This window comes from Levilactobacillus sp. LN180102, from assembly GCF_050106635.1.
Lineage (GTDB): Bacteria > Bacillota > Bacilli > Lactobacillales > Lactobacillaceae > Levilactobacillus > Levilactobacillus brevis.
Genome location: NZ_JBNIIX010000008.1, coordinates 85,189 through 99,141, shown reverse-complemented (window position 1 = coordinate 99,141; position 13,953 = coordinate 85,189). Strand labels below are relative to the sequence as shown.

Here is a 13,953-nt window from a genome sequence, read left to right as displayed (position 1 = left end):
TGCGTTAATGGGCACGACCCAGTACGGACTACTCATTTCACCCGTACGACTTCCAGATGCGCTTCATGGCGATTGCTGACCCGGCTTCCATCATTCCCGGACTCGCTAAACAGTTGATCCACCATTACTCTTCTGGGCAACGTCGTTTTGATTGATATTAAATCTATCATCATTCATTTTAGCTGTCAATCGTTTTATAAATATTCATTTAATTGTATATAATCCCAAAATCAGTGTATAAAAAAGACGACCCCACGTCGCCGTAAGGTCGTCCACTTGAATATAGCTTAAAAAATAGCTCAGATTTACGATAAATCTTTTTATTTATTCACATCTTGCGGCTGGCGCCCCGTCATCGTGGTCGTTTCCCGGCTAACCGTTTTCCCGGCCTGACTGGTCGTCGTTTGCGTCTTGACCGCCACGTGCCCCTTACCCGTGGTATCCGTCAATTGAACGGCCGTCTGCCCTGAAGCCGGCTTAACAACCGAATCCGTCACCGTTGAGCGGTTTTGCGGCACCTGGCTGAAGAGCAATCCCCCAGCAACGAGGCCCAGCGCAAGCCCAGTAATGCCCCTCGTTCGTTTTTTCATATGCTTTCCCCTGATTTCCCTATTGTTCGTGACAATTCCTCTGATGCCATTATACACCAAACGCCCAAATAAATTACTTATAAATTTCCACACGGTGTTGGTTCCGTTGAATCACGAGGCCATTTAGCCCCAAAATCATTAAATTAGCCACTGCCGCCAGAATAAACAGCAAGGTATAAGACCCGTGATCAATCACGAGACCACCAAATAACGGACCAAAAGCTTTGCCAACACTGGCCCAAGCATTGGCCATCCCCTGGTACTTTCCCTTAACCGCGTGCGGGGTCAAACTGTTAACAATCGCTGGAATCGCGGGGAATGCGGTGGCCTCACCCAGCGTTAAGATAACCATCGCTACCACAAAGTGGGCGTAATCTTTGGCGAAGATCAGCGTGAAAAACGACAAGGCCACAAAGAAAATGCCGGCATAAACTTGTAAGTATAAATTGCTAAAAAAGTTACTCAACCAATTAATGATCGCCTGGAAAACCACGATCAACCCCGCATTAAGTGTCCACAACAGACTGTAGTCACGCATAGGAATGCCCATCCCCGTCATATACACGGAAAGATTGGATACCCATTGCTCATACATAATCCAAATGATTACTAGCGAAAGAAAAAAGGCTGCCATGATACGGCGATTAGGTCGCGCAATGGTCACCTTCTCTTGTGTCTGTGCGACTACATGGCGGTGCATCACGGCTGGTGCGCGATAGCACGTCACCACCACCGCCATAAAACAAACGAAGAGACTAAAGGCAATGGCAAATAAGAGCGTGACACTGGTACTATACACAAAGCCTACCAGGGCCGTTCCCAACACCACTCCTAGGTTTTGCGCAAAGTACAGCATATTAAAAATATATCGACCGTCCCGACTATGAATCGTGGTGCCCAGCGAGTTGACCATCGTAAGCGTCCAACCCGAAGCTAGCCCTAAGAAAATCAGGGCGATGGGAAAGGCCGGCCAGCCATGGTTCAGCATTAGTCCCCCCAAGGTTATCAGCGATAAGGCGACCCCACCGATTGTGAGATAATAAGGGTTAAAGCGGTCAAACAACCGGCCACCCAAAACACTACCAACCACGTTGGCTGATGAATATAGAAGTAAGATCACCCCGACCACTGTTAGTGATGCGCCCAAGCGGTTATGGAGGTAAATGGTCGTCAACGGCCAAATAAAACTCATCCCAATACTGCTACACAAAGCCCCCAATAGTAACCATCGCAACCGAATCTCTTGCATCGAACCCCACCTTTCCTAAAGTTAAAATTCAATTAGATTCCATTCTAGCATAGGCGCGCTTCAAAACACTACCCCTCCGAGTCATTTCAATTGCCTTTTACCGCCGTTTCCCCGTAAACTGGTGAGCAGGAGGTGGCGACATGACTGTTTTATTTATCAACGGTAGTCCCCGTAAAACGGGTAATACGGCCGCACTGGGCGAAAGACTCTTACATCAGGTGCCTCACACCACGTGGCACTTAACCGATTATGCTTTACACTTCGAACACGACCAGCGCGAAACTGGGCGGCCGCAGCAAGACTTAACGGATGATTATGAACAACTCATAACGCAATTTGCGACGTTTGATGACATTGTGCTGGGGACGCCGGTCTATTGGTACGGGATGACCGGCCAACTCAAAGTCTTTATGGATCGCTGGTTTGATAGCTATACCCACGATTTCCCCTTTGCCGGTAAACGCCTCTACCTTTTGGTCGTTGGCGCTGACCAGCCCCAAATTAAGGCGACGGGGATTACGCAAGCCGTACAGTATTCCTGCGACTGGCTTCATATGCACTTTCAAGGCGCAACTGTGATTACGGCTGACGGTCCCGATGATGTTCGGCAATTAACGACGCTCCCGGCGAGTTATGCCGCGCTGGCCGCAAAACTACAAGATGCCTACTAGATTACATAAAAATAGCGGCGACTTCGGTATGATTAGAACTGAAGTTGCCGCTATTTTAGGCCAAAAAAAAACCACCGCTCGGGGAAAGCGATGGTCATCGGAGTAGGGGTAACGTCATTATATAAGAATGACGTTAACTATTTTTTCATTATTCCAGGGGAGGAGGAGTACATGAAAAAAGATTGTTAATCTTTGGTAGAAGCACCTTACTGGTTAACTTCTATGTTTTATATACTAATCGGAAAATATGATGAAATTGTGAACTTTCTGGCACACTCTTATGAATTTTTCAAATTTTGGCGATTTATTTGGTTATCATCTAACCCAACGTTGCCCAAAAATAAATCCGATCACCAAATTTACATTGGTTGATCGGATTACCTTTCATCATTACCCCTGATCCGGCGTGTAAGCCACCGAAGAAAATTTATTGAACGACTTCACGAAGAGTAACTTAACCGTTCCTCGAGGACCCGACCGGTTTTTTTCAATGATGACTTCGACTTCTCCCACGTCTTGATCCTCTTCTTCTCGCGGATCACCGCCGCCATCACTGTCGTCGCCTTCCCGTTCGTAATAATCATCCCGGTAAAGGAAGGACACAATATCGGCATCTTGTTCAATTGATCCGGATTCCCGGATATCGGACAAGACTGGTCGTTTATCTTGTCGTTGCTCCACGCCCCGTGATAGCTGCGACAAGGCAATCACTGGCACGTGAAGTTCTTTAGCCAATTTCTTCAATTGCCGTGAAATATCGGACACTTCTTGTTGCCGACTTTCGTGGTTACTTCCTTCAATCAATTGAAGGTAATCAATGACAATTAATCCGAGGTCGCCGCGTTCCTTAGCCAGTCGCCGACATTTGGCCCGAATTTCGGTAATCTTATTTCCGGCCGTATCGTCGATATAAATGCTGGCCTTCGCCAAACTGCCCATGGCGACAATTAAATTTTGCCACTCATCTTCGGAGAGTTGCCCCGTTCGCAAATGGTTGGCGTCAATTGAGCCTTCCGCACACAGCATCCGGTTAACCAATGATTCGGCACTCATTTCCAAACTAAAAATTGCCACCGTTTTATCCGTCTTAGTGCCAACGTTTTGCGCAATGTTCAACGCAAACGCCGTCTTCCCCACGGCCGGCCGGGCGGCTAAGATCATGAGTTCATCATCATGCAAGCCGGTCGTCATCTTATCCAACTCCGCGTAACCCGTCGATAGACCCGTGATGGTATCGCCCTGTTCCGACAGTTGGTTGATCTCTTCAAAGGAACTATTTAGGACCTCACGAATCGGCTTAAACCCGGATTGATTGCGGGTTTCAGCCACACCCATGATGTCGCGCTCAGCGTTATCTAAAAGGTCTGAGACATCCCCATCTTGTTGATACCCCTGAGTGGCAATGTTTGTGGCCGTTTGAATCAGCCGCCGCAAAATCGCTTTTTCTTGAACAATTTTGGCATAGTACGTGGCGTTCGCCGCCGTGGGCACAGCCCCTGCCAGTTCGGCAATATACGTGACGCCGCCGACATCATCTAATTCATTCTTAGCCGTTAACCGGTCAGTAATGGTCACCACGTCAATGGCTTCGTCGCGGTCATTTAGGTCCATCATACTTTGGAAAATAATCTGATGTTCCCGCCGATAGAAGTCTTCTGGGGTGAGATATTCCAACGCATCCACCAACGCATCGGTACTCAAAAAGATCGCCCCTAAGACGGCCTTTTCAGCTTCGAGGTTCTGTGGTGGTGTGTGGTCTGTTAATACGCTATTATCCATACTTACCCCTTCATTTTTAAACGCTGTTCTAAATGACTATTTTACCATGAGAGGACCGGGGTCGTAAAATATATGCTTCAAATTCAGTGCTAGTCCGCACTGGTCAGCCAGCGCACGGTAACCTGGTATTTCCATCCAAGTCGTTGTCAGCAATCGAGTAGTTTCTGGCGTTTTATCATATTTTTCTGTCAGACCGCCGAGTTTAGATCACACGAGAAACAATTCGATAGCTAATCTAAATAACCGTTTTGGCAACAAAATCCCCACGATCATTTATGATCAGGTAATCTGGTGATGCATCATCAGGAGGTGTTTCACCATGTGGGTATTAATTTTGTTACCAGCCGAAAGAGAATTCCCAGAACCAGATTTACGCACCAAGTGGTTTTCTATACTATCAAGCACACCAAGTCGTACTGCAACCTAATTGGCACTACCACGTTGCATAACACCAAAAAGCAGATTGTCACCGAACATGCGATGGTGACAATCTGCTTTTTCTGTGGTTATTTTAACAATTCCGTCGCCGATTCATATTGGTGGCTTCCTGCGTCCGCAAGTTCTTACCGGTGATTTCATCAAGGACTGCTGAACCGAGTAAAACTAAACCGGCAATTCCAATGATAAAGTTGATAAACCAGATAAAACTAAGGGCCGGATCGGAAAAAAGTGCTAGAAAATTAATCAAGAAAATTAAGCTAACCCAAAACTTTGGTGTCTTAAATAACATCGCATACACTCCCTTTTGCGGTTAAGTATATCACAATTAGTCGCACCTGTAAAAACGTTTTCTATATAACCTTTAATCCATTAATGCCATTTACCCCATCAAACGCTTAAGTGCGCCCTAAATGCCATCTCCCCAAAAGAAAAAGGCCACCCAGCGGCGACCTTTCAAACACAGACTACTGTTGTTTAGCAACCACGTGCACCCGAATCTTAGCGGTCACGTCAGCATGCAATTTAACCGGCACATTGGTGAATCCCAGAGACCGGATGGGTTCCGGTAACTCAACCTTGCGTTTGTCCAGCTTCAGATTGTATTGCTTATCCAGTGCTTGAACAATTTGCTTACTTGGAATTGACCCGAACAAGCGGCTGTCTTCACCAGCTTTGGCGACAATTTCCACCACCGTCTTATCATCTTCCAGGCGCTTTTGTAAGTCCTTAGCTTCAGCTAATTCTTCTGCTTCGCGGCGCTGTTCAGCTTTCCGTTCTGCATTCAATTGACTCATTGCGGATTGGTTAGCTTCCTTAGCCAAGCCCCGCTTGATGAGAAAGTTTTGGGCGTAGCCATCTGGGACATTCTTAATTTCGCCCCGCTTACCCTTGCCTCGAACATCTTTCATAAAGATCACTTTCACGTCGGTCACTCCTCACTTATTCCATTCTAGGTTTAATCCTACGCCAAGTCTGACGCAGAAGCAATTAACTACGTTGTCGCCGTTTCTGGCTCATCACTGTGCGTTAAAATATCTAGCAATTGTTGGCGAACTTCCGCCACCGTCTTATCAGCAATTTGGGTTGCCGCATTAGACAAATGACCGCCGCCTCCCATAGCTTCCATGGTTAACTGGACGTTGATTTCACCCAATGATCGCGCTGAAATACCAACGCGTCCATCAGCTCGCCGGGTCACCACGAAAGAAGCATCGACCCCCGACATATTCAACAAATCATCCGCCGCTTGAGCCGCCGTAACGGGATCATAGCTTTGGTCTTCTTCACCCACAATCAACGCCATATCTTCGTTAACGAACTCAACCATTTCAATCAAGTGGTTACGTTGCAAATAACTATCAACGTTTTCTTTCATGTACTGTTGCATCTCAACGGCATCGGCACCGGCAGACCGTAAGTAACTGGCGGCATCAAACGTCCGTGTCCCGGTCCGTAATGAGAAGTGCTTGGTATCAACGAAGATCCCCGTTAACATCGCCGTTGCTTCCAGTTTATTGATCGGTTCGCCTTCTTGAGACTGATACTCAAACATTTCCGTAATCAACTCACACGTTGAGCTCGCATACGGTTCGATATAAACCAACAACGGGTTCTCAGGGAATTCTTCACCCCGCCGGTGATGGTCAATAATCATCACGCGGTTTTCCAATCGATGATACAGATCGGCAGAAATTGAAATCGACGGTTTAGAGTGATCCACCATTAAGAGCATGCTTTGATCGGTTGCCTTCTCTAAAGCTGTTTCTGGTGAAATAATCGACGCATCAATGTCCGGATACTGTTTCAGGTTGTCCAGTAAACGTTGCACATCGGAGTGCACCGTTTCCTTATCCAACACAATCCAGCACGTCTTGTTGTTCATCTTGGCAATCCGCCGAATTCCGAGACAAGCACCCAGTGAATCCATATCTGGCTGTGAATGCCCCTGAACAAAGATCTGATCGGATTCGTTCATCAACTCTTGCAAGGCCTGCGAGATCATCCGTGCGCGGACCCGCGTCCGTTTCTCCATCGGGTTAGTCTTACCACCGTAATACCGGGCTTCTTGATCGGCTGCTTTGACCACCACCTGGTCACCACCCCGGCCTAAGGCTAAGTCCAGATTACTCTGAGCCTGGTCGGCCAACTTGTTAAGATTAGGATCACCATACGCAATCCCCATACTCAAGGTCAACGGGAAGTTTTGCTTCGAGGTGCTTTCACGAATCGTATCCAAGATTTTGAACTTATCCGCTTCAATCGCGGCTAACGACTTCGCATAAGCCAAAATGAAGTAATGGTCATCATCCAATTGCTTGAGGTACATGTCAAACTGCTGGACCCACGTTGACAGCTCATTGGTCACGTAATTTCGCAGGTTGGAAATGTCCTGATCCGTCATCGACTGGGTGATCTCATCATAGTTATCCAAGAAAATCTGGCCAATCGCAATTTTTTCATTGTCGTATTGCTCCTGAATCAACTGATAGTGCGTGATGTCATAGAGATAAACGGCATGAAAATCCGGTTGAACATACAACGTAAAGCGATAATCGCGCCAAGTGACCGTTGTCATCTTCTGGGCTGGCGCGTCTGCGATTAACTTCGCTAACTCACCATCAACAGCTGTCAGTGAGCGGTTCAAGACATCCGTATCACCAAAGTAATGCTGGAGATACGGGTTAACCCACTCAATCTGATCACTATCGCCCAGAATCATAACACCAGGCGGCATGCGAATCAGGGCTTCTTGCTCACCCTGTTGAATCCGAAAAGACAGATCGGAAATATATTGCGTCGTATCCGCACCAATCTCAGCCATCGTATTAAACACCATCAGTGTCGCCACGCCCACCAAGATTAGGATAACGATCCCAAAAATCCAATTAAGCAGAAACGCCAATACGATACCCAAAATGGCGAGTCCGGCCGTCATCATCGCGATGCCCCGTAAGCGCCGGTTCTGTAAAAACTCCGGCACGTTCGCTCGTGAAAATAATTTATTCATTTTGCTCCTCATCTGATTCTTCTGGAAAAGTTAGATTATCCCCAACCAAGTGTTGGGGTAAAAAAGTTACAAATAACAGTTTCATTTTATCACACTAACCCATAATCACAAAACAAGTTTCCCACGATAACCCGCGACATGACGGGATTAGTAGCGTATTTGGCCATTTTCAATATTTTACGTACTTGCGTTGTTTCACGTGAAACATCACCCTAAACACCCTGTTACGATGACTCGACGGACGACACCTAATTACCTAAACCAGCATTCGCCAGCCAAAGTAGCTAATAATTACCCCTAAAAACGGCATTAACCAGCGATTAAGCCGTTCTGTATTTAATCGATGCAAGACTAGCGGTGTCCCAATTGATCCGATAATCGCGCCCACCATTAGCCCCATTCCAGCGGACCAGTCTACGGTGCTCGTTATCAGGTGAATCGCCAACCCAATGGCGGACATGACCCATAAAACATAGGTGGCCGTTCCAGCTGCCTGTAAAGCTGATAAGCCCAAAATAGCTAGTCCTGCTGCAGTCGTTGCGCCACCACTTAACCCGCCAATTCCGACCATCAGACCACTCAATAGCCCAAACAGACTGGCGATCCAGCCTGATTGCCGGACGTCCCGTTGTTTTCCTGGTCGAAGGGCCTTCACTACCACAATGATTCCCATGACGAGTAAAATTACGCCGACAATCCGGTTATACAGCATTGCCGTGATGTATTTTGCTAAGAGCGCGCCAGCTAAGACTCCAGGAATCGCCGTCAACAGCAATTGATTGCCCAATTTAAAATTGACGTTATGAATTCGAACTTGGGTTAAAAATCCCAAAAATAACGCCGGTAAGGCAACAAATAATGACGTTGGTACCGCGACAGCCGTTGCCAATCCCAATTGACTGGTCAAGACTCCCAGATATAACGACGCGCCCCCGCCGCCAATTAAACTAACAAAAACCCCGATCATAAAGCCATACCCGATACTTAACAAGGCCAACACACCTTTCAATTAAAAGTGGAATATGTTCCATATAATAATTGGAATACATTCCACTTGTCAATACCGTGTATTTAGACTATCTTAGAGATAACTTGAAAGGAGTTATTTTTATGCGGCAAGATGCGCAGTACAATCATCAAAAGATTTTGACAACTGCAACCCACCTACTTTCGACACAAGACATTGCGACCATGAAAATGACCGATATCGCCCACGCTGCTGGGATTGGTGTGGGCACGCTCTATCGTAACTATCCTAATAAAAGTGCGCTTTGCCTTGCGCTAGTCTATGATCGACTACGGGTCTTTATTACGACGACGCAGGCCCAAATAAAACAAACGACCCCTACGCCAGCCACACTTAAAGCTGTCTTAACAGATTACTTGGCCTTTCGTGATGCCAATCAGGCATTGCTCAACACCATTAGTGAGGTGCCACAAGCCGGTCAAGATTTTTACCAAAGCCCCTTATTCCAACAACTCACAGATCTTTTCCAAAAGTTGCTGACCCCCTTACATCCCGATTGGTCAGCCCAGACGATTGTGTTTCGCTCGGATATGCTAGTCGCTATGCTCAAGAGTGAAATGTACGCTTTCGAACGCCAGCAGCGCGGACTAAGCAATCCGGATTTGTTACACGAACTCTTAAGCCTCCTAGAGGTATCGCCCGCTGACTAACCGCCCATTTCAGTTGTCAAATTCTCATTTTCCGCTAATCATTGATTAGTCATTAAGGGTTACCAAACGGAGGCTCTCCCACAAATTCGTTTTTAAAAAGTTCTCTACATACCTAGTATGCTGCGTTTTGGGTCGTTGTTCATTAAATTTCTCGTTGACATTCTCAATAGGCATGCTAAACTAGCAATCATTAACAAACGATTAGAACCTTAAAAGTGATGACGAAGACTAGTACCCCTGTTGCTCATTGTTAGCGAGCCCGGTTAAGTGCAAGCGGGTCAAGAACAATGGTGGAAACTCCCTTCTGAACTGTCAGCTGAATTCACAGTAAGCCCGACCGGTGGCCCCGTTATCCCCAAGTGAATCGCGACCTGGCCCAACTAACGGGACCTAGCCCGTGACATTTGGCCTTCTAGGAGTGTCGCCGTTCACGATTGAGTCCCAATTAAGGTGGTACCGTGCGCAAGCGCCCTTACAGAGAAATTTTTCTGTAAGGGCGCTTTTTGCCGTTCCCCTGACAGCTCTGTTCTAACCGTTTGCCTAGGAGGCTATTTTATGCGACGTTTTGTATCTCTGATTCCAATTACCCTACTGCTACTCGCTGGCTTAAGTGCCTGTGGTAGTAAATCCAGTGCTAACCAAAATAAAACGCTCAACGTGACTTTGGCCGATGAACCCGCCACCGTTGACCCCAACAAGGACACTGACACCAACAGTGCCAGCGTCATCGCCCAAACCATGGAGGGACTGTACACCTACAGTAAATCCAATAAGATCATCCCCGGCGTAGCAACCAAAGTGGTGAAGCCCACCAACCATGGCAAGACCTACACGTTTACCTTAAAGAAAACTGCCAAGTGGGCTAACGGGCAACGTGTCACGGCGCAAGACTTCGTGACGTCACTTCGCCGAATGGCTGACCCGACCACTAAAGCGCAATACGCGAGCGTCCTGTCCGCCTTTAAGAATTACAACGCCGTGCAGCACGGTAAACTCGCGCCGTCTAAACTTGGCATCACCGCACTCAGTAAGACTAAGCTTCAAATTCAATTGACCAAGGCCGTGCCCTACTTTAATGACTTAGTAGCCAGCAAGTATTACCCGCTTAATACGGCGGCGGTCCGAAAGTATGGATCAAAATACGGGACAAATGCCGCCAGAGCAATGAGCAATGGCCCTTACAAATTGGTTGGTTGGACCGGCAGCAATTCCACTTGGCGTTACGTCAAGAACCCTCACTATTGGAATGCCCAGAACGTCAAGATTCACCAAATCAAGGTGGCGGTCACCAAAGATTCCACGACCGCAGCCAATTTATTTAACGCTGGTAAAATCCAAGAAACCACGGTTAGTGGCGAATATGTCCGGGCAAATGGTAACAGCAAGCAACTCCACACCCACCTGCTTGGCCGAATGAATCTACTGTACTTCAACAGTAAACGCCAAACGACGGCCTCGGAAAACCTCCGTCAGGCCGTCTCCTACGCCATTGACCGTAACCAGTTGACCAACTCCGTCCTCAAAGATGGCTCCAAGGCGGCTTTAAGTGCCGTTCCCCGCGGTGATCAGACCAACCCGCAGACTGGCAAGGATATGGCAAGTGAGGTGGGTAATCTGTTAACTTACAACGTCAGCACGGCCAAACGCTATTGGCAAAGGTACTTAAAGGAAGCCGGCAAAACCAAGGTGACCTTGAGTATCTTGACCGATGATAGTGATGACGATAAGAAAGTCGGGACTTATTTACAATCCGTCTTGGAAAAGAATCTACCGGGCCTGACCATTACGCTCACGCAGATCCCCCACGCCCAACACGTATCCCGCGACTTTGCTGGTAACTTTGACATCAATCTCATTGGCTGGTCGACCAACTGGCTCGATGCCTCAGACTATCTTGACTTGGCCGCCAAAGGTAATTCCGTGAACTTCACCAACTGGAACGACCAGACGTACAACCAAATCCTAACGAGCGCTGAGAATCAAAGCGGCCAAGCTCGTTATAACGGGTTGGTTAAGGCGGATAAGTATCTGATGCGTGTTAAAGGCTACGTCCCACTCTACCAGCCATCTGAAGCGAAATTAATTAGCAAGCAAGTTGGCGGCCTAACTTACTCGCTACTCAACGATGCCCAATACCAGTATGCCTATTGGAAATAATTTATTTAGGAGGACTTATCTATGACGCAAACAACTTTTTATAACTGTTATTTCTTTGATGGTACCAACGACCAGAATCAAACCGATACGTGGTTTACGGTTGACGACACCGGGCGGATCACCGCAATCGGTCACGGCACCCCGACCGACACAACCGATACTGTCGATCTCCACGGACAATATGTCATGCCCGGATTTATTAACGTCCATACGCACATCACCAGTGATCCTGATGCCTTTAGCGGGCACTTCGGTGGCTCGGAAACGGAGTCCGCGGTCTTCGCCTACGAAAATCTCCGGACCCTTCTCAAGTCCGGAGTCACCTACATTCGTGAATGCGGAACGACTTACGATATTGATATCAAACTCAAACGCCTACAGCGTCAGGGCAAACTTCCCCAAACGCCGCACATGATGGCATCCGGCCGGGCCTTTTCGATGACGGGGGGCCACGGGGACGGCCCCCACGCTGCCTATCTGGTCGACTCGCAAGACGAGATGCGTAAGGCCGTGCGCACCGCTTTTAAAGGTGGGGCTGAATGCATCAAGGTCATGGCGACCGGTGGTGTCATGACGCCCAACGATTTCATGGAAGACCCCCAGCTCTCCACGGCTGAGATCGCCATTGCGGTTGAAGAAGCCCACCATAAACGCCGCATCGTGGCGGCCCACGCTGAAGGTAATCCGGGCATCCAAAACGCCCTTAATGCTGGCGTTGACTCGATTGAACACGGCTTTTACGTCAACAGCGATGAAGCCCACCAGATGGTTGAACAGGGTACCTACCTCACCCCCACGCTCGTGGCCGAAGCGGCAGTCGCCAATCAGGGACAGGGCCAACTTCCTGACTGGGAAGTTAAAAAGGCGGCTGATGCCATGGCCGACACCTATCTTAACCTCAGCCAGGCCTTTAAAATTGGGGTCAAATTCACCTGTGGTACCGACGCGGGTACGCCCTTTAATGGCTTTGAGCGCACCCCCGAAGAATTTGGATTTCTTGCGAAAATTGGCATGACCCCCGCGCAAGCCTATCAGTGTTCTAGCATTAATGCAGCTACTCTCATGGGTATCGCTGATGATTACGGCACGCTAACGGTCGGCAAATTCGCAGATTTCCAAGTGCTCCGTGCCGATCCACTAGCTGACACGGCCGCAGTAATCCAAGCGGATAAGGCCGTCTATGTCGGTGGTGTGCGCCAGTTTTAGGTGAGTCTGGTCAGTATGCTAGTGTGATATTTCGACTTAAAGAGCCGTTGCTATAGCGTTAAAAATATGGACCTAAATCTCAGAACTTTAACGAGATTTGGGTCCATATCTGTATTGCCATAATTAGCGATCTTAATTTGAAGGGAGCAAAAGAATCATCGACTCTCCGTACCGTTTGTCGTGCTTAGGGAAAGCATACGCACCGATTCGATATCCCTTAAAACTCGTGAATTTTTTATGCTTTGTGACAAGTTCTTCCTTTAAGGAATTTCGCTGAAAAGACAAAAAATTCTGATTTTTCTGTATCCGTTTATCAGAAGAGAGTCTGAATACAGAAGGTTCATTTTCAGCTCCTACCAATTCTTCAATCACACTCGTATAGTCATCAGGATTAGCACCTGCATTCGCAAAAATAAAGTCAGCAGCAAGTTGTAATGGTTCATCTGGAATTGTTCCCGGAAACAAATTCAGCAACTGCTTGTTCAGATTATCATCAACATTGTACGTGCTCATCGCCGCCCCAAAAGGATCTGTCAGAGTTCCATTCGGATTGGCTGGGTTAACCCCCTTTTTCAAATATCCCGTCCATACATACCCCTTGGCTTTCCCAGTCCCATTAGTCACCTTTAAATATGTCCCACTATTTCTAACAGACTTCATCGAATACTTTGCTGTCGCATACCAAGTCGTTTTAGGATAATTTTTTAGGTTATGCAGGCGTTTTGTATGAGACTTATTCCATAAATAACCGCTCTTGGCGCTTTTAGCATAATAAGACGTTGGGTGTCTAAACCCCATTAACTTTTTCACTTGATACGTTGCTGCCTGAGCGTGTTGCGGCATTTGAACAACTGCCAGGCCACCCATAACCGCCCCTAACACTAATGACCCCGTAACCACTTTTTTCATAGTATTTCTCCTCCTGTAAAGCTTAATTCTCTACCCTGATCTGAAGTTTACCGTATATTATTCGATTGTGCAAAACTGATATCTAGGCATCACCGATTACCAGCTTATCTATCTAGTGAGTAATGGGTAATCTCTCTGATCAACCAGTTAGCAATCCGGCGCGTTCAACTAATCTTCAATTTGCCATTGACAATTTTTCAATCGGTGATAAACTCATAATCATTAACAATTGATTAGAAAATTAAAAAGTGATGATGAAGTCCAGTA

At 47.3% G+C, this 13,953-nt stretch carries 12 protein-coding genes and 1 other annotated feature (1 of these 13 only partly in view); of the genes, 4 read left to right on the top strand and 8 right to left on the bottom strand.

The window, feature by feature from the left end:
* Positions 1-149, bottom strand: a binding site (T-box leader); it reaches 66 nt to the left of the window's first position.
* A gap of 171 nt (positions 150-320) precedes the next feature.
* Positions 321-590, bottom strand: coding sequence for a hypothetical protein (locus tag ACP4IT_RS06565; protein WP_011666838.1), 270 nt, complete (start codon positions 588-590; stop codon positions 321-323).
* Positions 591-663: 73 nt separating this feature from the next.
* Positions 664-1,839, bottom strand: coding sequence for an MDR family MFS transporter (locus tag ACP4IT_RS06560; protein ID WP_042253372.1), 1,176 nt, complete (start codon positions 1,837-1,839; stop codon positions 664-666).
* A 140-nt stretch (positions 1,840-1,979) separates the two neighbouring features.
* On the opposite strand from ACP4IT_RS06560, the gene ACP4IT_RS06555 reads away from it, so the two are divergent.
* Positions 1,980-2,510, top strand: coding sequence for a flavodoxin family protein (locus ACP4IT_RS06555; protein WP_156646750.1), 531 nt, complete (start codon positions 1,980-1,982; stop codon positions 2,508-2,510).
* A 390-nt stretch (positions 2,511-2,900) separates the two neighbouring features.
* Here the strand turns inward: ACP4IT_RS06555 and dnaB are convergent, their stop codons facing one another.
* From dnaB to ACP4IT_RS06530, 5 genes are all read right to left on the bottom strand, one after another.
* Positions 2,901-4,289: a replicative DNA helicase gene (gene dnaB / locus ACP4IT_RS06550; protein WP_011666835.1), complete on the bottom strand. Its 1,389-nt coding sequence runs from the start codon at positions 4,287-4,289 to the stop codon at positions 2,901-2,903.
* 511 nt (positions 4,290-4,800) lie between these two features.
* Complete coding sequence (locus tag ACP4IT_RS06545; RefSeq protein ID WP_011666834.1) at positions 4,801-5,019, bottom strand: hypothetical protein; 219 nt, start codon at positions 5,017-5,019, stop codon at positions 4,801-4,803.
* Between the two features lie 175 nt (positions 5,020-5,194).
* On the bottom strand, positions 5,195-5,653 hold the full coding sequence (gene rplI, locus ACP4IT_RS06540; protein ID WP_011666833.1) for a 50S ribosomal protein L9: 459 nt from the start codon (positions 5,651-5,653) through the stop codon (positions 5,195-5,197).
* 68 nt (positions 5,654-5,721) lie between these two features.
* Complete coding sequence (locus tag ACP4IT_RS06535) at positions 5,722-7,737, bottom strand: DHH family phosphoesterase (RefSeq protein WP_024855298.1); 2,016 nt, start codon at positions 7,735-7,737, stop codon at positions 5,722-5,724.
* Between the two features lie 256 nt (positions 7,738-7,993).
* Positions 7,994-8,737: a sulfite exporter TauE/SafE family protein gene (locus tag ACP4IT_RS06530; protein ID WP_259680324.1), complete on the bottom strand. Its 744-nt coding sequence runs from the start codon at positions 8,735-8,737 to the stop codon at positions 7,994-7,996.
* A gap of 110 nt (positions 8,738-8,847) precedes the next feature.
* Between ACP4IT_RS06530 and ACP4IT_RS06525 the strand changes: the two genes are divergently transcribed.
* The 3 genes from ACP4IT_RS06525 to ACP4IT_RS06515 all read left to right on the top strand — a co-directional run bounded on the left by ACP4IT_RS06525 (position 8,848) and on the right by ACP4IT_RS06515 (position 12,777).
* Positions 8,848-9,414 (top strand): TetR/AcrR family transcriptional regulator, encoded by a 567-nt coding sequence (locus ACP4IT_RS06525; RefSeq protein ID WP_011666830.1) that lies wholly within the window; start codon positions 8,848-8,850, stop codon positions 9,412-9,414.
* A gap of 555 nt (positions 9,415-9,969) precedes the next feature.
* The gene (locus ACP4IT_RS06520; protein WP_011666829.1) at positions 9,970-11,571 is read left to right on the top strand and encodes a peptide ABC transporter substrate-binding protein; all 1,602 of its coding nucleotides are present in this window, start codon (positions 9,970-9,972) and stop codon (positions 11,569-11,571) included.
* A 21-nt stretch (positions 11,572-11,592) separates the two neighbouring features.
* A complete protein-coding gene (locus ACP4IT_RS06515; protein WP_011666828.1) occupies positions 11,593-12,777 on the top strand; it encodes a metal-dependent hydrolase family protein in 1,185 nt (394 codons plus the stop codon).
* Positions 12,778-12,909: 132 nt separating this feature from the next.
* Here ACP4IT_RS06515 and ACP4IT_RS06510 read toward each other — a convergent pair whose 3' ends face one another.
* Positions 12,910-13,686, bottom strand: a complete 777-nt coding sequence (locus ACP4IT_RS06510; protein ID WP_011666827.1) for a hypothetical protein — start codon at positions 13,684-13,686, stop codon at positions 12,910-12,912.
* Between the last annotated feature and the right edge of the window lie 267 nt (positions 13,687-13,953).

Bases quoted from the DNA above. Each gene is read 5' to 3' on its own strand.
- ACP4IT_RS06510 (WP_011666827.1), bottom strand. From the start codon at position 13,686: ATGAAAAAAGTGGTTACGGGGTCATTAGTGTTAGGGGCGGTTATGGGT.
- ACP4IT_RS06520 (WP_011666829.1), top strand. From the start codon at position 9,970: ATGCGACGTTTTGTATCTCTGATTCCAATTACCCTACTGCTACTCGCT.
- ACP4IT_RS06565 (WP_011666838.1), bottom strand. From the start codon at position 590: ATGAAAAAACGAACGAGGGGCATTACTGGGCTTGCGCTGGGCCTCGTT.
- ACP4IT_RS06545 (WP_011666834.1), bottom strand. From the start codon at position 5,019: ATGTTATTTAAGACACCAAAGTTTTGGGTTAGCTTAATTTTCTTGATT.
- ACP4IT_RS06525 (WP_011666830.1), top strand. From the start codon at position 8,848: ATGCGGCAAGATGCGCAGTACAATCATCAAAAGATTTTGACAACTGCA.
- ACP4IT_RS06560 (WP_042253372.1), bottom strand. From the start codon at position 1,839: ATGCAAGAGATTCGGTTGCGATGGTTACTATTGGGGGCTTTGTGTAGC.
- ACP4IT_RS06555 (WP_156646750.1), top strand. From the start codon at position 1,980: ATGACTGTTTTATTTATCAACGGTAGTCCCCGTAAAACGGGTAATACG.
- ACP4IT_RS06535 (WP_024855298.1), bottom strand. From the start codon at position 7,737: ATGAATAAATTATTTTCACGAGCGAACGTGCCGGAGTTTTTACAGAAC.
- dnaB (WP_011666835.1), bottom strand. From the start codon at position 4,289: ATGGATAATAGCGTATTAACAGACCACACACCACCACAGAACCTCGAA.
- ACP4IT_RS06515 (WP_011666828.1), top strand. From the start codon at position 11,593: ATGACGCAAACAACTTTTTATAACTGTTATTTCTTTGATGGTACCAAC.